At 46.8% G+C, this 19,030-nt stretch carries 18 protein-coding genes; 5 read left to right on the top strand and 13 right to left on the bottom strand.

Going from position 1 to position 19,030, the window contains the following annotated elements; genetic code table 11:
* Positions 1–61: 61 nt before the first annotated feature.
* Complete coding sequence (locus QUA45_RS00090) at positions 62–388, bottom strand: PEP-CTERM sorting domain-containing protein (RefSeq protein ID WP_333218803.1); 327 nt, start codon at positions 386–388, stop codon at positions 62–64.
* Positions 389–933: 545 nt separating this feature from the next.
* On the opposite strand from QUA45_RS00090, the gene QUA45_RS00085 reads away from it, so the two are divergent.
* The 4 genes from QUA45_RS00085 (at position 934) to rpsU (ending at position 5,092) form a co-directional block, all read left to right on the top strand.
* On the top strand, positions 934–1,662 hold the full coding sequence (locus QUA45_RS00085) for a Bax inhibitor-1 family protein (RefSeq protein WP_333074202.1): 729 nt from the start codon (positions 934–936) through the stop codon (positions 1,660–1,662).
* 249 nt (positions 1,663–1,911) lie between these two features.
* The gene (locus QUA45_RS00080; protein WP_333218801.1) at positions 1,912–3,495 is read left to right on the top strand and encodes a tetratricopeptide repeat protein; all 1,584 of its coding nucleotides are present in this window, start codon (positions 1,912–1,914) and stop codon (positions 3,493–3,495) included.
* A gap of 95 nt (positions 3,496–3,590) precedes the next feature.
* Positions 3,591–4,725 (top strand): peptide chain release factor 2 gene (gene prfB / locus QUA45_RS00075; RefSeq protein WP_333094970.1). Its coding sequence is split into 2 segments (ribosomal slippage): positions 3,591–3,662 and positions 3,664–4,725, totalling 1,134 coding nucleotides; the frame shifts between segments, so codons are not numbered across the junction.
* Positions 4,726–4,897: 172 nt separating this feature from the next.
* Positions 4,898–5,092, top strand: a complete 195-nt coding sequence (gene rpsU / locus QUA45_RS00070) for a 30S ribosomal protein S21 (protein WP_006632476.1) — start codon at positions 4,898–4,900, stop codon at positions 5,090–5,092.
* Between the two features lie 11 nt (positions 5,093–5,103).
* Here the strand turns inward: rpsU and QUA45_RS00065 are convergent, their stop codons facing one another.
* The 12 genes from QUA45_RS00065 to fbp all read right to left on the bottom strand — a co-directional run bounded on the left by QUA45_RS00065 (position 5,104) and on the right by fbp (position 16,934).
* A complete protein-coding gene (locus tag QUA45_RS00065; RefSeq protein ID WP_333218799.1) occupies positions 5,104–6,567 on the bottom strand; it encodes an AtzE family amidohydrolase in 1,464 nt (487 codons plus the stop codon).
* A 24-nt stretch (positions 6,568–6,591) separates the two neighbouring features.
* Positions 6,592–6,768, bottom strand: coding sequence for a DUF4089 domain-containing protein (locus QUA45_RS00060; protein WP_333123882.1), 177 nt, complete (start codon positions 6,766–6,768; stop codon positions 6,592–6,594).
* Between the two features lie 118 nt (positions 6,769–6,886).
* Positions 6,887–7,327: a KGK domain-containing protein gene (locus tag QUA45_RS00055; RefSeq protein ID WP_333094975.1), complete on the bottom strand. Its 441-nt coding sequence runs from the start codon at positions 7,325–7,327 to the stop codon at positions 6,887–6,889.
* 95 nt (positions 7,328–7,422) lie between these two features.
* Positions 7,423–7,875: a hypothetical protein gene (locus tag QUA45_RS00050; RefSeq protein ID WP_333094978.1), complete on the bottom strand. Its 453-nt coding sequence runs from the start codon at positions 7,873–7,875 to the stop codon at positions 7,423–7,425.
* An 11-nt stretch (positions 7,876–7,886) separates the two neighbouring features.
* Positions 7,887–8,195, bottom strand: a complete 309-nt coding sequence (locus QUA45_RS00045) for a hypothetical protein (RefSeq protein ID WP_333094979.1) — start codon at positions 8,193–8,195, stop codon at positions 7,887–7,889.
* A 26-nt stretch (positions 8,196–8,221) separates the two neighbouring features.
* Positions 8,222–8,416 (bottom strand): hypothetical protein, encoded by a 195-nt coding sequence (locus tag QUA45_RS00040; RefSeq protein ID WP_333218797.1) that lies wholly within the window; start codon positions 8,414–8,416, stop codon positions 8,222–8,224.
* A gap of 187 nt (positions 8,417–8,603) precedes the next feature.
* Positions 8,604–9,095, bottom strand: a complete 492-nt coding sequence (locus QUA45_RS00035) for an ureidoglycolate lyase (protein ID WP_333094984.1) — start codon at positions 9,093–9,095, stop codon at positions 8,604–8,606.
* Between the two features lie 97 nt (positions 9,096–9,192).
* Positions 9,193–10,788, bottom strand: a complete 1,596-nt coding sequence (locus tag QUA45_RS00030) for a cobyrinate a,c-diamide synthase (protein ID WP_333218795.1) — start codon at positions 10,786–10,788, stop codon at positions 9,193–9,195.
* A gap of 403 nt (positions 10,789–11,191) precedes the next feature.
* Positions 11,192–12,556 (bottom strand): glucose-6-phosphate dehydrogenase assembly protein OpcA, encoded by a 1,365-nt coding sequence (opcA, locus tag QUA45_RS00025; protein ID WP_333094988.1) that lies wholly within the window; start codon positions 12,554–12,556, stop codon positions 11,192–11,194.
* 155 nt (positions 12,557–12,711) lie between these two features.
* Positions 12,712–14,241: a glucose-6-phosphate dehydrogenase gene (zwf, locus tag QUA45_RS00020; RefSeq protein WP_333146798.1), complete on the bottom strand. Its 1,530-nt coding sequence runs from the start codon at positions 14,239–14,241 to the stop codon at positions 12,712–12,714.
* A 261-nt stretch (positions 14,242–14,502) separates the two neighbouring features.
* Positions 14,503–15,657, bottom strand: a complete 1,155-nt coding sequence (gene tal / locus QUA45_RS00015; protein WP_333094993.1) for a transaldolase — start codon at positions 15,655–15,657, stop codon at positions 14,503–14,505.
* Positions 15,658–15,860: 203 nt separating this feature from the next.
* Positions 15,861–16,934, bottom strand: a complete 1,074-nt coding sequence (gene fbp, locus QUA45_RS00010; protein WP_333094994.1) for a class 1 fructose-bisphosphatase — start codon at positions 16,932–16,934, stop codon at positions 15,861–15,863.
* A 611-nt stretch (positions 16,935–17,545) separates the two neighbouring features.
* Between fbp and QUA45_RS00005 the strand changes: the two genes are divergently transcribed.
* On the top strand, positions 17,546–19,030 hold a 1,485-nt coding region (locus QUA45_RS00005; RefSeq protein ID WP_333218793.1), incomplete at its 3' end, for an AAA-like domain-containing protein.

Here is a 19,030-nt window from a genome sequence, read left to right as displayed (position 1 = left end):
CCGGATTTATCTCCGTTTATCTGCAGTTAAAAACCAAAAAATTAGACTTTTGCCCAAAAGTCTAATTTTTTACTTTTGCTCTCCGGCGACTCACCGCCAGGGAACCGGCAACTAAACCCAACCCTACCACCGTCGAAGGCTCAGGAATTCTTACGGGCAGAGGTACGCGGTTTGCCGTCCCCCGGCTCGGGGTTGAAGAAGTTGTACCTTGGGGGAGTTGACCTGTCTGAGCCAGCAGCAAATTTTCTGAACCCTGGCCTGAAGTAGCCGTATAAACGGCTCGGACATTAGCTGCAAGTGCAGCTTGACCGCTGCAAATAATGGCGGCGGCAGCCAATAAAATCCCCGCTGTAGGGGGCAATAATTTGCGCTCAAAAAAGGTGGGCATTGGACATTACCTATTTAGCAGTTTGTCGATACAACTCGATCTTTTCATTTATTTTCTCGGTATCCTGTGTCTGAGCTACTGTCTGAGCTACCTTAGCAATTAACGGAACCGATTTTAGATTTTAGATTTTATTTATATTTTATATTTTAGATTATTGAAGTTTCTTGTCCCTAGTTTCAACTAAGTCGCGAATCAAAAACCTAAAATCAACTTGGGCTACTGCCTCTAGCATATACTGTATAATCCCCAATCGTAAATCTCCCCTCCCAAATTGATTGACTTCAGCTATCTGTGATTTGCGCGACTTTAAGCTAGCCCTTGGCCCCAGATAGCGCCGATACTTTAAACTAAATTATAGCTTTGCAGCGAGACAGCGAAACAGCACCGACTTGTACGCAGTCTATTATAAACAATCGATCCCTGGTTTGGAGTGATTTCACCCCCGTTCTTTATCAAATCTTTAAACTCTTTCAGGTTTTGCAAACAAAGTGTAAAGCTGTCAAAATGATAGATAGCAATTCTCAGCCAAAATTAGGTAAATCCTCGTGAGTAACACTAGCAATTTCCGCGAAGCCGTGCGCGAGGCCAAAAACCACGCGCTGGTAGGCCCCAACGTCATCTCCAACGCTCTCCCCTTCGTGGGAGGCGGACTTGTCTTAACTGCTGTCGGCACCTACGGCGGGCTCGGAGTGATTCGTAACTATCCCAGCATCTTCTTTCCCACATTCATTGCCGCGATCGTCGTAGAATTAATTCTCTTCTTCATTGCCCGCGGCGCCGCCGAACAAGGCAACAAAAACACCGCTTTGCCCCTGCTGGCAACCTACAGCCTGCTTTCCGGCTACACCCTCAGCGGATTGGTATTTACAGCCCTCAGAACCCAAGGCGTCGGCATCTCCGGCATCGCTTTTGCAGCCCTCGGATGCGGCATTACCTTTATCGCCGCCCGCCAAATTGGCTCCAACCTTTCTGAACAAGATGGCATGGCCCTCACCAAAACTATCAGTTTAGGTGTGATTGCTTTGTTAGTCGTCGTTGGCGGTCAGTTTCTGCTCTCTCTCTTTGGCGTCTACACCCCAACCTGGTTGGAAATTGGCATTTCTGGCATCGGCGTGTTTATATTTGCCGGCGCTGCGATCGTCGATTTTTACATATTACCCCGCAGTTACCGCGACGACCAGTATTTGCCCGCCGCTCTGTCGATGTACTTGACCTACATCAACTTGTTCATTTTCATTCTGCGCCTGCTGATTGCTATCAACAGCCGCGATTAATTGAAACTTTAGCTTAATAAAAAAAACCGCGGCCCGATCGACATCCGGCCGCGGTTTTTTTTATTAAGATTTGGAATCAAGATAGTCGTCCTCGCCTCCTTTGTCCTACATACAAAAAACTTATATCATGTTCACAGGCGGCAAGGATAAGGTATAATTTTACTTTTTAATCACTCTACCAAACCTCTTGCTATCTAATTGTGTCGATCGCGATTTCAATATTAATCACAAATTAATCGGGGAAAACTCATGTACTTAAAATATGAAGATATCAGGAGAGTCAGCGTAGAAATTACCTCCAGGTGCAATGCAGCTTGTCCGCAGTGTCCCCGCACCGGCAACCCGATTTTGCCGGGGGCGGAATTAAAGATGGAGGATATTGAGAGAATTTTCCCACAAGAGTTTTGCTCTCAGTTGGATTTGGTTTATATGTGCGGCAACTACGGCGATGCTATGACTAGCAATACCACAATTCCCGCGATCGAGTATTTGCACCGCATGGGAGTTCCTCATATCTCCCTGTACACCAACGGTAGCGGACGCAATCCCGACTGGTGGCAAACCCTCGCAAAGGCGATGACAGGAGAACACGATCGCGTAATTTTTAGTATCGACGGGTTGGCCGATACTAACAGCATCTACCGCCAAAATACCAACTGGGACAGGATAATGCAGTCGGTTAATGCCTTCATCCAAGCTGGCGGAAAAGCTGTATGGCACTACTTGATATTTGAACACAACCAGCACCAAGTAGAAGCAGCACGCGATTTAGCCCAACAACTAGGATTTGTCGAGTTTGTACCGAAAGCAACCTCTCGTTTTGTAGCGAAAGAGATTTATGACAAAGAGTCCGCAAATCAACAGCCCCAGAAGGCAGAAAACTCTCAACTAGAGGCTAAGAGCGATCGCCCCAACCAACCAGCAACAGCTAATGTGTCAGGCCCTCAGCATCAAGAACAGACCGCGCTTCAGTTCCACCGACAAGCTGAGGAATGCTTGAAACAAGGGCAACTTTCAGATGCGATCGCAGCCAGCCAACAAGCCCTCAAAATTCAACCTAATTTTGCAGCAGCCTGGAAAACTTTAGGCAATGCTGTTCAAGGTTTGGGGAAGATGCAAGCAGCAGCAGATTGTTACGCTAAAGCCCTCAAAATTCAGCCTAATTTTCCAGAAGTTTATGCTAATGTCGGCAGTCTTTACGCTCAACAGCAACAGTGGCAGCCCGCTAGTGCTTATTACCAAAAGGCGATCGAGCTTAAACCCAATTTTGCCGGAGCTTATCGCAATTTAGCTAAAGTTTTGACGCAGTTGGGGCAACCAGAAAAAGCAAATTATGCTTGGTATCAAGCGATAGCTATCGAAACCTCTCAAGCACCAGAACCAACTCCTTCTGTCCCATCAAAGCCAGCCACCGAAGAACTTCAACCCCCATCGTTGGAACAATATAAAAATCCCCAGGGAGACCAATTTATCCAAGCTGTAGAAAAATTTGGTAGCCTAAACAATTACTACAGAAATGTAGAAATTAGCTGCCAAACTCAAGCCACCCAAGAGATTTTTATCAGTTTTGAAGCGGAACTCTGGCCTTGCTGTTGGGTAAGCCATACTAAATACGCTATTTATAACCACACTTACAGACCGCAGATGCTGGCTTTAATTGAAAAGTACGGAAATGGCTTTAATTCTCTCAGAACTCAATCGGTGAAAGATGCGATCGCCAGAGATTGGTTTCGCGAAGACCTCACCAAAAGTTTTTCCTGTTCTAAAAGGTTGGACGTATGCGCTCACGAATGCGGTAAAACTTTCAATTCAACAGGTTCGCAGTATATATAAGAAGGAAGGCACGACACGGATACATGGATTAATTGCTGAAATGTCGAAATTTCAGCTAAAATCGATATTACCACCCAAAACCAAGAGGACTAATAGTGGAAGTTCTAGACATCAAACACAATATCGAAACATTGTCCGATCGACTGGGTGCAACCCAGGACTATCTTTGACATCCCCGCACTCACAGCCAAAATTCAAGACTTAGAGCAAATCTGCGCCCAACCAGCATTTTGGGATGACCAAGATCGAGCTCAAGAAACCCTCCAAGAACTTAATGACTTCAAATCTCATTTAGAACAATATCGCGGCTGGCAAACGAGCTTGGAAGATGCTAAAGCTATTTTAGAACTGCTGGAGTTAGAGGCCGACGAGTCCCTGTTCCAAGAAGCCTCATCGAGTCTTTCTCAGTTAACCCGCGAACTCGACCAGTGGGAACTGCAACAATTACTATCTGGGCCCTACGACGAAGGCGGCGCTGTTTTGACGATTAACGCCGGGGCCGGCGGCACAGATGCTCAAGACTGGGCCGAAATGCTGCTGCGGATGTACACCCGCTGGGGGGAAAGTCAAGGTTACAAAGTACATTTAATGGAAATTTCCGAGGGAGAGGAAGCAGGTATTAAATCTGCTTCTTTGGAAATAGTCGGCCGCTACGCTTACGGTTATATGCGATCGGAAAAAGGCACTCACCGCTTAGTCAGAATTTCGCCTTTTAACGCTAACGACAAGCGTCAAACCAGTTTTGCAGGCGTCGAAGTAATGCCAATTCTCGATCGATCCGTCAAGTTGGACATTCCAGAAAAAGATTTGGAAATCACGACTTCCCGCGCTGGCGGCAAGGGCGGGCAAAACGTTAACAAGGTAGAAACCGCAGTCCGCATCGTTCACATTCCTACTGGTTTGGCCGTCCGCTGCACTGAAGAACGCAGTCAGTTGCAAAATAAGGAAAAAGCTTTGGCATTACTCAAGGCTAGACTGTTGGTGGTTGCTAAGGAACAGCGGGCTTCGGAAATTGCCGAGATTCGCGGCGACATGGTGGAGGCGGCTTGGGGCAACCAAATTCGCAATTATGTTTTTCACCCATACCAAATGGTCAAGGATTTGCGTACAGGGGTGGAAACAACCGCCATCGCAGATGTGATGAACGGCGAATTAGACCAGTTTATTCAAGCTTACCTGCGGCAGGAAAATCAGTTGATAGCCCAAACCGATGCAACCGCGGGAATCTAATTCGCTCCTTGACATACAAAGTCTGCCTGTGCAGACTAAAGAATTAAGAGCCGTGATGGCAGCGGATTTGGTATAATTTTGGGGTTTTGGTCGATCGCCCGACCTTCAACAGGTCGTGCGGCCAAAAACCTTGATATGATAAAACTTGATCTAACGAACAAAAGGAGAAATAATGACCCAAGTTGTAATAGGCGAAAATGAAGGGATTGAGTCAGCCCTGCGACGGTTTAAGCGACAAGTTTCCAAAGCGGGTATTTTCCCCGACATGAGAAAGCACCGCCACTTTGAAACCCCGTTGGAAAAGCAGAAGCGCAAAGCTATTGCCAGAAGGACTAAGAGACGCTTTCACCGCAACAACAAACCCTAGAATTATTAGCACTAAATTGATTCGGCAGATATAATGCCTTGCGATTCTAGTACCGCAGCGACTCGGAGAATCACCGCTTCGCTGTAGGGAGCACCAATAATTTGTACCCCCAAGGGCAAAGCGCCGGGCCGCTGTACGGGCACGCAAAGAACGGGCAAGCCAATAAATGATAGGGGTTGGGTGAACAGTCCGAGATTGGGACGCACTAAGATTTCTTGTCCGGCTATTACCATTTTCTCGACGCCAATTTCAGGGGCTGCTATCGGGGTGGCGGGTGCGAGGATGATGTCTGTTTGTTGGAATATTTCGCGAATTCGATCGCGGTACCACTGTCTGAATCTCTGCGCTTGCAAGTACCAAGTCGCAGGGATCAGGGTTCCCGCTAAAAAGCGATCGCGCGTGGCAGGATCGAAGTCTTGAGGGCGCGATCGTAAATTGTCTAAATGCAAGTTTCCCCCCTCGCAGGCGGTAATGATAAATGCCGCAGCCCTGGCGCGATCGGATTCCGGTATGCTGACAGTTGCAAGCCCCCCTATTTTTGGGGGGTTTGTTGTTTTTTCTGTAGCTGTACCACAATCCAAGACATTTGTCAAGGCTTTAGCAACTATTTCTACAGCATCCAATGCTTCCGGTTCGGCCCCTGTGGCGAAATACCCGTCAGCAACAGCAATTCGCAATCCTTCGATGCCTTGATTTAACTGCGGCGAACAAAGTTCTGGCGGGCGTTGAGTGCAAACTGGGTCCCGAGAATCAGGGCCTTGCAGGATATCGTACAGCAGCGCGATGTCTCGGATCGATCGCCCAAACGGCCCCACACAATCCAAACTACCCGAAAATAAATAAGCGCCAGCCCTGGACAAACGGCCGTAAGTAGGCTTAAACCCAAAGACACGGCACAAAGCAGCCGGTACGCGGATGGAACCGTTAGTATCAGAACCGAGGGTGACGGGTACAAAACCGGCGGAGACTGCTGCTGCGGAACCGCCGCTGGAACCGCCAGCGATGCGGGTAGTATCGTGGGGATTGCGAGTCGGCCCGTAGTGGCTGTTTTCGGTGACGAAACCGTAGGCGTACTCATCCATGTTGAGAGTACCTACGAGCACAGCCCCGGCTTGTTTTAGTCGGGCGACCACCGCCGCGTCCTGGGTAGCCGGAGGATTGCCAGCGTTGATTTTTGACCCAGCTAGAGTAGTAATTCCGCCGATGTCGAACAGGTTTTTGACTGCGAAGGGAACGCCTGCTAAAGGGCCTGGGTTTTGGTTATTTGCGATCAAATTATCTATATTTTCGGCTGCTGCGAGGGCGCTTGATGCAGTGATTGCAGTAAAGCAATTAACAGCTTTATCCTTAACAGCAATCCGTTCCAAAGCAGCACTTACCGCCTCTGTAGCCGTAACCTTACCACATTTAACCGCCGCTGCCGTAGCAACCGCATCAGCCTTATCTAAAAAACATCTGCGTTCATCTGCGTTCATCTGCCCTCGTCTGCGGTTAAAAATCTAAGGTTCAAACACCGGCGCGACTTCTACTTCTGGGGGTAAAGGGAATTCAGTAACGAGTCGGGCGATCGCAGCTATCCTCTCGAAGTTTACCACAACCCCTGGACGATGTTCCGGGTCTAAGGGTAAGTTTATCAGTTCAGCAGTGCGATCGACATATTCTTCTATATTTGTCATTAGTCCATCCCAAACAACATCAGCGTTCATCCGCGTACATCTGCCCTCATCTGCGGTTAAAAATCTAAGATTCAGATATAAGTGCGATGATTATTGTATTGTAATAGCGATCGGGCTGTCAGTTGTTATTGCTCAGTTTTTTGTATTCCTCAGATTGTCTGATATCATCTAAAGGAGATTTTGGCTCTAGTGGTTCATCAGGACAAAACTTTATAGATGTCTGCGTTTCCCCAGACTTTATGTTTTTATTAACTTCGATTTTAACCTTTCCTTTTTGCCAACCCTTGGAACCAATTTTGATAATTTGACAATCGATTCCTTCTTCATGCGATTTCCAGTTAATCTCGCCTACACTAATTATTGTTTCTGGGTTAATCTTTAGCTCTCTCATCCAATCCCTTATGTATTGTCCATTTGCGGGAATCCCCAGGATCTCACTCAACTTGCTACCCGATAGCTCTTTAAACTTTCGTACCAGAAAAGTTGTTTGACCGAATAACAAAACATCATCATCGCCTACTGCCTCATAGTTTTTATTGGATTCAATTTTATCGTTCATTTTTTTTCAAAATTCGGGTTATTCCTCTTTGATACCATTTCAATATCTCTGAGTCAAGGTGGTAAAGAAACAATTTGCGATCGCACTTTCCCAACTCAAACACTGACAGTTTCCCGCAATTTCTCAACGGCAACATCCAGCGGAGGCAAAGTAAAATCCTCAGCATCCATCAATTCCTTAACCTTCTCAAAAATCTCAACCTCCGCCTCTTCCTGATCCGTCAGCTTATCATAAAAATAAGGGTCAGTAAACCACTGCTCAAACGCTATCATTAACAAGCCATTGGGCGAAAGTTCAAACCGCCAATACTTAGAAACTCTACTGTCAATTACTTCAAACATTGGTGCCGGATTCTCCATCGGATAATAGCTAAAAATATCGTCGCAGATGTAGTACCAAATAGTACCTTGCCATTCTCGGATAGCATAAACAACATATTCTTTGCCTATTGTTAATGCCAACTTAATTTTTTTAGTGTAACCACGTGGCGGATCTATATATTTATCAGGGAGAGATTCACCCGTATTAGCAATACAACGAATTTTCATAACTTGATGACCTACAAATTTTTAGGAGCAATTTTGGGATACTGTCGCTTGAACTTAAACTCCACATCTTGAAGAGTCTGACTGTTCCGAAACCAATGAACTTGTACGGAAGCTCCATTAATTTCAAAAGCCTCAATACTTGTCATTTTATCCCAATCTTCATAATTCCCGCCATAAACAGCAATAAGTCTCGGCGCATCCCCCAACAATCTATCTGTACCGCGACGAATTACTTTGCAATTACCAGCCTTAGCATCTTGCAGTAGCAGTTGCTCCTGCAAATTTATGGGACTCTCATCGGGAATAGCACCTTGATTCACAATTTAACAGCTTCAAATATTGTTTGTCAAATACCATAAAAACTCATTTTAGCAGGTGCAGTTTCCGCCAGCAACTTACCCCGCGAAATCACATACCAAACCGCAGCGCGCCTCCTAATTGCATCATAACAATCCTCAGCGTCCAACACAATCAACAACGACATCGCGCAGAACCCTGCTATACTTTTGCTCAGAAATGACAAATCCACTTGTTTTAACACTTGTAAGCTCTATCTTCCTAGTGGCGATTCAGCCTAGTAATGCCAAAAGAATTCCCCAATCACTTGCGAACCCCCTCCTTTTCCTCCTCTGCGTCCTCTGCGCCCTCTGCGGTTAAAAAATCTTACTCAAAAAACCCACCTATAACCATAATCAACCCCAAGAAAGCGCAACTACAAATCGCCAATATCAGACAATCTCAAACTCCAGATTGTGATTTTTTACCAAATCAAAGGTAAAATGGTCAACCACATTAGTATCGCTCAATTCCAGATTGTAAAAATCAACAAAATCCGCATCAAAATACGGCCCAGCGTGCCAAGTCCCCACATCTAACTTAATAAAACAATTGCCCGGAATCCGAAAAGCAGCCATATCCTCTAAACTCGGTTTATAGCTATCCCCAGGAGGCGCAACCGCCATCAACCAATCCTTCCCCTCCAAAGAACCCAAACACTGAGTACATTTAATGTGTCGTGTAATTTTGCCAAACTTGCGACCTTTATGGTGCAGCCGCATAATGTAAAATCTAGGAATACCATTTTGCAAATTTAACTGAGCATCCTCAGCATCGAAAGACTTGCCCTCAACAGCCGCAAAGATAACTTGACCGTAACTCCGAAAATTCTCCGGTGTCACCCATTGTGCGGATAACTGCTTAGTAGAAATTGCTTCGCTCATAAATCCCAACATCCCTAGCTCGATCCGTCATCAACATTCTAATACAGTAACTCCTCTCTATTCTCTTCTCTGTGCCCTCTGTTTCCTCTGCGGTTAATTAAATAAAAAAATCTAGTTCGCTTTCTCGATCGCCCAAAACACCCTTACAATCAAAATCAGCACACTGCTGCAAAAAACGAGCCGGAATATCAGGCCGAGCACCCCAATGCAAATGCAAATAAGAAGCGTGTACCTGACAAACTCCCCAACCTTCAGCAACCGCCTCAACCTCCCCCCGCTTCCCATACCTCCAACTGTGATAAACTGGATTACTTGGTTCGACAGTTAAATGCGATCGATGAAACTCATGTCCCCAAACCTCATCAAGAGCAGTTAACACCAAACTATCCCTCACCGCCACAGCTTCTCGGTATCCCAGCGTCAAACGCTTTCCCATCGCAGCAGCAGTTTTCAACACACCCACCCCTTCCCAAGAATTGCCATCGAAGTCTACAATAGAATCGCACAAATACATCAAACCGCCGCACTCCGCATAAGTCGGCATTCCCGAAAAAATCGCACTTCTTACCACATCCCGAATTAAAACATTACCGCTCAATTTTTGAGCAAACACTTCGGGAAAACCGCCGCCAAAATACAACCCCTGCACATTGTCAGGAAAAACCGAGTCATCAAGCGGGCTCCAAAATACTAACTCCGCACCCAACTCTTCCAACAAATCAAGATTGTCCTGATAGTAAAAATTAAAAGCCCGATCGCGCGCAACTGCAATCCTCACTCCAAATTGTTTTCCCAAACTGTTGACAACATCATCTTTTTTAACTACAATTCCCGAAGGGAAATTGTGTCTACCAAAAAGTTGCTCAGGCCCCTCACCTCCCCCATTTCGAGTTGCAGCCAACAAAGGCAAAAGTTGCTCCCAGTCAAAACTAACAGCAGCCAAATCAGCCAGTTTATCGATCGCAGCGTGAAGATTCGGCAACTCCTCAGCCGGAATCAGCCCCAAATGTCGATCTGGAATAGTAACAGCCTCATCTCTACGCAAAACGCCCAAAATCGGTAAATTGAGCGGTTTGAGAGCATCTTGAAGCAGTTCCAAATGTCGATCGCTCGCCACCCGATTGAGCACCAAACCAGCGAATTTAAGGTCAGGGTTAAAAGAACGAAAACCGTGGGCGATCGCAGCCACAGAACCAGAGAGCCTGCTGCAATCTATCACAAACAATACCGGCAAATTCAGCAAATAAGCAACATGAGCCGTAGAAGCAAAGGAAATAGAATAGTGTTGTTTTCCTTCTGGCTTCCTTAAATCCGTTAAATCCTTTACATCTCGTACAATCGTTGCCGAAATTTTATCCGTTACATCCGTTACGAAATCCGTTGCCGAACTTTCTTCTTCTTTCTTCCGAGAAACCCCATCAAATAGCCCCATTACCCCTTCAACTAAGGCATAATCGACATCTTGAATATGACGAGAAAAACACTTTTTTACATAAGATTCAGACGTTAATACCGGGTCTAAATTGCGACAGGGGCGACCAGTAACAAAAGCATGAAACATCGGGTCAATGTAATCCGGGCCAACCTTAAAAGATTGAACATTCAAGCCGCGGCGGATTAAATAAGCTAAAAGGGCGATCGTTACAGTAGTCTTTCCCGCACCGCTGCGTTCGCCAGCAATTACTAAAGTCATAGTTATAGTTAGTTAAAATAAATAATATATAAGATTGTCAAAGTTGCTTTCCAATCACGAAATTATCTGCGTTTATCTGTGTTAATCTGCCTTGCATCTGCGGTTTCTGTATCAATAAAAGATTTATGCAATCTTTCCTCATAAAAATAGACACTTGATAAAGTTATGAGTATTGCTCTCGCACCGCTCAAATAATAACTATTTAATGAACCGCGAAGACGCGTTAAGCGAAGCCGCGCGTAAGCGCTAGAGCGCGAAGGAAGAAAAGAGAAGAATAAAAGTAGGGCAGACATTGCCTGCCCCACTGAATATTAACTCAATCCGTATTGCTTATTTTTTTCTCCTTTCTCGTGATTCCATCCATCCGTTACATCCGCTACACAATCCGTTGCCGAACCTCTTTTTACCGCTTAGCCAACTTCAGCATTTGAGCCGTCACTGCCAAACTTTCTTCGTAAAGCACATCTCGGCCCCAACTCTGCAAGTGCTGGCCCAGCAACTGTTCCGTCACCTGATCGAACAGAGGACTCACCTGGTTAAACCGATCGGTTTGAGCGCCGCCCTTCGTTTCCATCCGCATACAGCCGCCGACTTCCGAACACAGAACCGTACCGCAGTCAGCCTTTTCGTTTGTAGAATTCAAACGCAGAGCAATCAAATCGCCCGGGACATCGCCCGTATCAGCAGTAGGAATAGCAGCCAACTCGGCTTCGACAACCCGTTCGTCCGGCCCCGCGAATTTAATTCGCTTGATTTGGTAATCGCCCTCTTCTTGTTTGAAAGCAACCGGACGCCACTGAAGCCGGCTCGCCAGCCAACCCAAATACATCAGCGCTTGCGTAGAATTGTCCTGTTCGTAATCGATCGTCACCCGATCGATTTCCCGAATCGCAGCGCGGCGTTCCGGGGCGTCAAAAGCCTCAGCAGCCAACTCCTGCCATGCGGCCAGCCGGCGCCAATTGAGATCCGCGATCGGAATTCCCTCTTCGATCAGACTGTGCATCAACAGCAATTCCGCTTCACACTCGGCAAAGCTGCTAGAGTCAACAATCACAGAACTGCTAATTGCCGCCAGCCGCTGGAACAAACCTCGATCGGCATCAGGATTCGCCTTCCACCACAGCAGCGTCGGCAAATCAGCGATAGTCAACGCCGTCACGATGCCGCTCACCCGTTCCAAAGCAGCTTCCGTACCCCGGAGCGTTATATACTCGCAGCAGATCAGATTGCCAGTGGTGCGCTTGTGAACCGGACAATAAGCAGCGACTTGAGCCTGTACGCCCGTATCTTCTCCCGCCGTCGGGCACAGAGCAATAATCCGGCAGGGATTGGCAGCCACAATCGCATCAGCCACGCCCGATCCCCCGGAACCCAAACCACTCGATCCCATCTCCTCGCCTTTTGAATTTTTGCGAGCCACTTCTTCCCGCAAAGTTGCCAGCAATTCAGCGTTAGGTTTGCCAGTTCTCGGCAGCCCGTAAGCTTTTTGAGCCGCCCTGATGCTAGATGCCGTCATCGGCCCGGTAATACCGTCCACCGGCCCGTCGTAAAATCCCAGATCCGCCAATAACCGCTGAGTTTCTTCGGGTTCGTAGACTACAAAAGTAAAAGTTGTTGCCCTACTAGCGATCGGAACATCCCCTTTCGACCCCGATTCTCTGTAACTTTCCCAAATTTGACTCAATTCGGCCTCTATTTGGTCGATCGACACATCTTTAGGATTTTGCAGCGAAACCAGAGGCGGAGCTTTCATAGGTGTCATCGTCATAAATCTTCTCTCCCTTGTTATCAGTCATTACTCATTGGTTATTAGTCCTGGGTCATTAGTTAGTAGTTATTAGTTATTAGTTAGTAGTTATTAGCTAATCACTAATACTAAGGCTGACCAATAACTAATGACTAATAAATGCTGACTAATCACTCTTAAAGTCTGCGCCACTTGCGGCCGTCTCTGTTAATTAGCAGTTCTGCTTCCGCCGGTTCCCAAGTACCCGCTTCGTATTTAGGAACCAAATCTTGGTCGTTGGACGATTCCCACTCCATCAGGGCCGGCGTTACCACCCGCCAAGCTTCTTCCACTTCATCAGAACGGGTAAACAAAGTTTGGTCGCCCAGCATACAGTCAATTAACAGTCGATCGTAAGCATCCGAAGATGTCACCCCAAAGGAAGAACCGTAACTGAAATCCATATCCACCGTCCGCGTCCGCAAATCCGGCCCCGGCATTTTCGCCTCAAACCTCAGCGAAATCCCCTCGTTCGGATGCACGCGCATAGTCAAAACGTTAGGAGTAGTTTGTTGGGCCGCGGACTGAAAGATTAGCAGCGGAACTTCGCGGAACTGAATAGCAATTTCGCTAACTTTTTTCGGCAACCGTTTGCCGGTTCGCAGGTAGAAAGGCACTCCCTGCCAGCGCCAGTTGTCAATCATAAACTTCATCGCCACAAAAGTTGGCGTTGTCGAGTTGGGAGCAACCCCCGGTTCTTCGTGATATCCCGGCACGGGTTTGCCCTTCATCCAACCTGCGGAATATTGACCCCGAATCGCTGAGAAGTCCAAATTATTCAAATCTGCCAAGCGAGTTGCTTGCAGAACTTTCATCTTTTCGGTGCGGATGCTGTCAGCGTCGAGCGAGTTCGGCGGTTCCATCGCCGTCAGACAGAAAATCTGCATCAAGTGGTTTTGCAGCATATCCCGCAACGCCCCAGAGGATTCGTAGTAACCGGCCCGGTCTTCTACGCCTACTGTTTCTGCAACTGTAATTTGTACGTGATCGACAAATTGCCGATTCCACAGCGGTTCAAAAATCGCGTTGGCAAACCGGAATACCATTAAATTCTGAACAGTTTCTTTACCCAAATAGTGGTCAATCCGGTAAACTTGCTGTTCTTGGCAAACCTGCTGCACGACTCGGTTGAGAGCTTTTGCCGAACTCAAGTCGCGGCCGAAGGGTTTTTCAATTACCAAGCGGTGTTTTGCTGGGTCAACCAACATTTGAGCCGCGCCCAGTTGCCTAATTGCTTCTGGGAAAAAGTTCGGAGAAACCGAGAGATAAAATATGTGATTGCCGCGAGTTCTCCTTTCTTCGTCGAGTTCCGCTAAGAAAGCTTTGAGTTTTTGATAGCTTTCCGGGTTGTCAATGTCGCCCGGACAGTAGTACAAACCTTGAGCGAAATCTTGCCAAAATTCTTCATTGCCAATGCCGCCACCAAATTCTTCAATGCCCTCGCGCATTTGCTCTCGGAAGTAATCGTGACTCCAAGGGCGGCGGGCTACTCCCACCACGGTAGTTTCCGGTGGCAAGCGTCGATCGCGCTTCATCTGATAAATGGCAGGTACCAGTTTGCGCTGGGTGAGATCCCCAGAAGCTCCGAAGATTACCAGAATTTGTGGTTCTGGCACCCGTTCTTTTCGCAAACCGACCCGCAGTGGATTTTCAAGTAGCGTTACCATTATTTATTTTCCTTGTTCTAGTGGTGTTAACCCTGCCAAGACACCATGATAGTTTGCGGTCATTTCTGCTAGTTGCTGGGTGAGAGAGTTAATCGATTCTTAATACTGCTAGAGGAGGCAGATGATTTTGCTCTCTAGGAACTCTGACACCCATTTATCTCAAAATTCCTAGAGAGGATTTAAAACTCAGCCTTTAAGAACCCAAATAATTATCTACTCCCATTCCTAAATGCTTCTGCCTTTCAGGATACAGATATCTGCCTAAGCGACGGGTGACAACTTCTGGACTTTCTCTTGCAAGGAATCCATCAGCGATTGGAACGGATTGACGAATTTCTCAATCCCGTCGATGAGCAAGTCTTCCATCACTTTGTCCAAGTTGATGTCGATGTCCGGATCTTTGAGACTTTCGATCAGGGTGTAAGCTTCTGCAACATTGTTTTCAATCCGGGGTGCGACATCGCAGTGATCGAAACAAGCTTCAACGGTGTTCGGTGGCAAAGTGTTAACGGTGTCGGGGCCGATTAATTCATCGACGTACATCACATCGCTATAGTTGGGGTTTTTGGTGCTGGTGGAAGCCCACAATAAGCGCTGCACTTTCGCTCCTTTAGCCGCTAATGCTTGCCAGCGATCGCTCGCTACGATCTCTTTATACTTCTGGTAAGCTATCTTCGCATTGGCGATCGCAATTTTCCCCTTCACTGCTTCCAGTTTAGCTTTTGTGGAAATATCTGTGACATTTTTGAGTTTTTCGTCAATCTTGCCATCGATATTGATGTCGATCCGGCTCAAGAAGAAACTGGCAACAGAAGCAATATTGCTCACATCCCAACCTTTAGCCACCCGCGCTTCCAAACCGCGAATGTAAGCCCAGAAGGTTTCGACGTAGCTGTCAACTGAGAACAGCAAAGTCACGTTAACGTTAATGCCTTCGCTGATGACTCGCTCGACTGCGGGCAAACCTTCAGCGGTTCCCGGAATCTTAATCATCACGTTTTCTTTGCCGAGGGCTTGGTAATAGCGCATGGCTTCGCTAATCGTGCTTTCTGTATCGTTGGCGATCGTCGGTGGCACTTCAATGCTAATGTACCCGTCCAAACCCTTCGACTCTGCGTAAACTGGGGCGAAGATGTCGCAAGCGTTGCGGATATCTTCAAATACCAGAGATTCGTAAATCTCCATTACAGATTTACCCGCCCGGATGCCGGCTTCGATATCTGCGTCGTAAATCACATTACCCGCGATCGCTTTCTCAAAAATAGCCGGATTAGATGTAATCCCGCGCAGTCCCCTACTTTCAATCATCTTTTTGAGTTCGCCGGACTCGATCAGATCGCGAGTCAAATTGTCCATCCAGATACTTTGGCCAATTTCTTTAATTTCTAACAGGTGATTCGTTGACGTTGCTGTCATTACTGTAACTCCTACAAGTTGATAGCTGTTAATTTGGACTTGGAAATTGGAAATGGAAAATTGAAAATTGGTAATTGAAAATTGGCAATGGGGAATTGGTAATTGGGAGTCGAAAGTTATAAGTTAAAACCCTCTTCCTTCTTCCGTCTTCCTGACATCCGTTACATCCCGTACATTGCTCGTTGCCGAACTTCCCTATGCCTTCACTCTTGAGCTGTTCTAGGATTGCGCGATCGATCTTGAATAAAAGACTCGACCATCGCTACATTTTCTTTACTGCCGATAATCAAGGGCGATCGCTCGTGCAGTTTGGTCGGCACAACGTCTAAGATGTCTTGAACTCCCGTACTGGCGCGCCCGCCGGCTTGCTCCATCAAAAACGCCAAAGGAGCCGATTCGTAGAGCAAACGCAATTTACCTTCCGGTTTTTTCACCGTTCCGGGGTACAAAAACACGCCTCCCTGGAACAAAATCCGGTGGAAATCTCCCACCAAAGCCCCGCCGTACCGGGCGGTGTAGCCTTCGCTGCGGTGTACGTAGCGAATGTAGTCTCTCAAAGATTCCTCCCACTGCCAGAAGTTGCCTTCATTAACGCTGTAAATCGGGCCGCGATCGGGAACCTTAATGTTTTCGTTAGCTAGAATAAACTCGCCCAAACTGGGGTCGAGGGTAAAGGAATGAACACCCTGACCGATCGAATAAACCAGCATGGTACTGGGGCCGTAGAGCACATAACCAGCGGCAATTTGTTTGTGTCCGTGTTGCAGCAAGTCGGAAGCCGAACCGTCTTCATCGTCCCCCTCTTGCTTGCGGATGCTGAATATAGAGCCTACATTGAGATTGGTGTCAAGATTGGAAGAACCGTCTATGGGGTCGTAGAGCAGACTGTAACGCCCGATCGGACAATTTTCGGGAATGTAGTAGGGTTTCTCCATTTCCTCGGAAGCTAAGCGGCATACCAGTCCGCTTTGCTGGAATACCGAGATAAACACTTCGTTGGCATAGACATCCATCTTTTTGACGGATTCTCCCTGCACGTTCACAGCCCCTGTAAACCCCAAGGCATCTGCCATTAACCCAGCTCTGCTGAGCCGCCGCGCGATCAGCTTGGCAGCTAGTCCGATGCGATTCATCAGAGCGCTGAGATCCTGAGCATCTGCTGAAAAGCTGTGGAGTTGCTGGAGTACGTGACGGGATAGAGTCGTGCAATCGCGGTCTAAGGCTTGCACCTGATCGATCGGGCCCAGGCGGGTTTCCCCTGTCGGCGCTTGTACCATGATATTGATAACCTCCCTGTCTTGCGGCTCTGAGTTTGGGATTTTCAGGTGCTTGACACTTGCCCCTGAATCGGCTATTAGACCGATCGTCCCCTAACTTCTATCTTAGGGAGGGTTTTGCCAAAGGGCGTCGAACTTTAGGTGAATTTTAGATCCCCACCGAAAATTGAGGAGTGCGATCGACTGTTGAGCCGGGAATTGTATCCAAAATCACTAAATTTTTTAATTAACCGCTCTTGACCTAGAGGAAGAGCAGAAAGAAGAAGGAAGAAGGAAAATTGTTGCTTGATTAATTATTAAAAAGATTTCTAAAGATGTAGTACGAGGAATTGATTTTACAGGGGCAAAGAATCTCGATATTTATAAAAATACGACTGCCAAACGGGAAGCCGATCGCGCTTCTTGAATACGTAGCTAAAAGATTAGTTGAGAGTCGCGATCGCCTTTTTGATTGGTTATGCTTGACTCAGGGCGATCGTTTCTGCCAGTTTACTGCTCAACAAAAATAAAGATGTTTGTGGTTAAATACCGTATAAAGGCAAGAAATATCTCGCCCTGACTGAGGTAGTGTCGTTAAGCTCCTGTATCTCCTAAGCGTGAAGGTTCCATTGATGAGTAGTTCCCCAAGAAAGAAAAAAACGATCCTGTTTTTAGCCGCCAACCCGAAAAACTCAACTCCCTTGCGCTTAGGTGAAGAGGCGAAGGAAATTGCAGAGGGGTTGCAACGCTCTAAAAAGCGCGACAAGTTTCAACTGGATCAACAGTGGGCAGTAACGCCAAGAGAAATGCAGCGAGCCGTATTAGATTATAAACCAGAGATTGTGCATTTCTCAGGGCATGGTGCAGGAGAAAGCGGTTTAGCCCTAGAGGATGACATGGGGCAGATTAAGCTGGTAAATGCCAAAGCTTTGGCAGCTTTGTTTGAGGCGTTTAAGGAGTACGTGGAGTGCGTAATACTCAACGCTTGCTATTCAGAAGTGCAAGCTGAGGCGATCGCACGTCACATTCCCTACGTGATCGGCATGAACCAAGCGGTGGGAGATAAGGCCGCACGAGAATTTGCTGTAGGTTTTTACGATACCTTGGCGGCGGGGGAGTCGATCGAATTTGCCTATAAGTTGGGTTGCGTTAGCATCAGCATGGCAGGGATTGCAGAAGAACTTACTCCGGTATTAAAGAAGAAGTCGGATTTTTCGGAAGAATTAGATCGATCGCAGGATGCTTCTGTTAGCGATATCGTTGAGAAGCCGTCGCCTGTGGGGGAAAATGCGCGATCGATCGCCGCACCTCCCCTTTCTCTTCTCAATTTAGATAACCCCGAAGGTTCTGTTAGTTTAGATTCACCCCTATATATCGATCGGCCTCCCATTGAATCGGACTCCTACCAAACTATTGTCAAGCCCGGAGCTTTAATCCGAATCAAAGCCCCCCGGCAAATGGGAAAAACTTCCTTAGTGCAGCGAATTTTATACCACGCCAAGGAACAGGGATATCAAACGGCTTATTTAAACTTTCAATCGGCTGATGGCAGTTCTCTCACCAATCTTAATGAGTTGTTGCAGTGGTTTTGTGGTGAGATTACCAATGAATTAAATTTAGAAGACCGGTTAGGAGAATATTGGAAAGGCGTTCGCGGCAGTAAAAATAAAAGCACCAACTATTTCCAACGCTATCTATTATCTAACATTGCTCAGCCTCTTGTTTTAGGGTTAGATGAAGTAGATCGGATTTTTCAGCATTCCGAAATAGCCACCGACTTCTTTGGATTATTACGAGCTTGGCACGAACGGGGCAAAAATGAGGAAATTTGGAAAAAGCTGAGGTTGGTCATTTCTCACTCTCAAGAAGTTTATATTCCTCTCAATATTAATCAGTCGCCATTTAACGTGGGATTGCCCATAGAGCTACCTGAACTCAATCAGAGACAGGTAACAGATTTAGTGAATCGACACCGTTTAAATTGGTCAAATCAAGAGATTTGTGACCTGATGGAAATGGTGGGCGGTCATCCTTATTTAGTTCGAGTTGCTCTCTACCAAGTTGCCAGGGGGAGAATTACCTTAGATAGCTTGCTAAAAGTCGCTCCTACTGAAGAA

This window comes from Microcoleus sp. Pol12A5, assembly GCF_036701435.1.
Taxonomy (GTDB): Bacteria; Cyanobacteriota; Cyanobacteriia; order Cyanobacteriales; family Microcoleaceae; genus Microcoleus.
The sequence above is the reverse complement of the archived record's forward strand: the minus strand, read 5'-3'. Positions and strand labels throughout refer to the sequence as shown.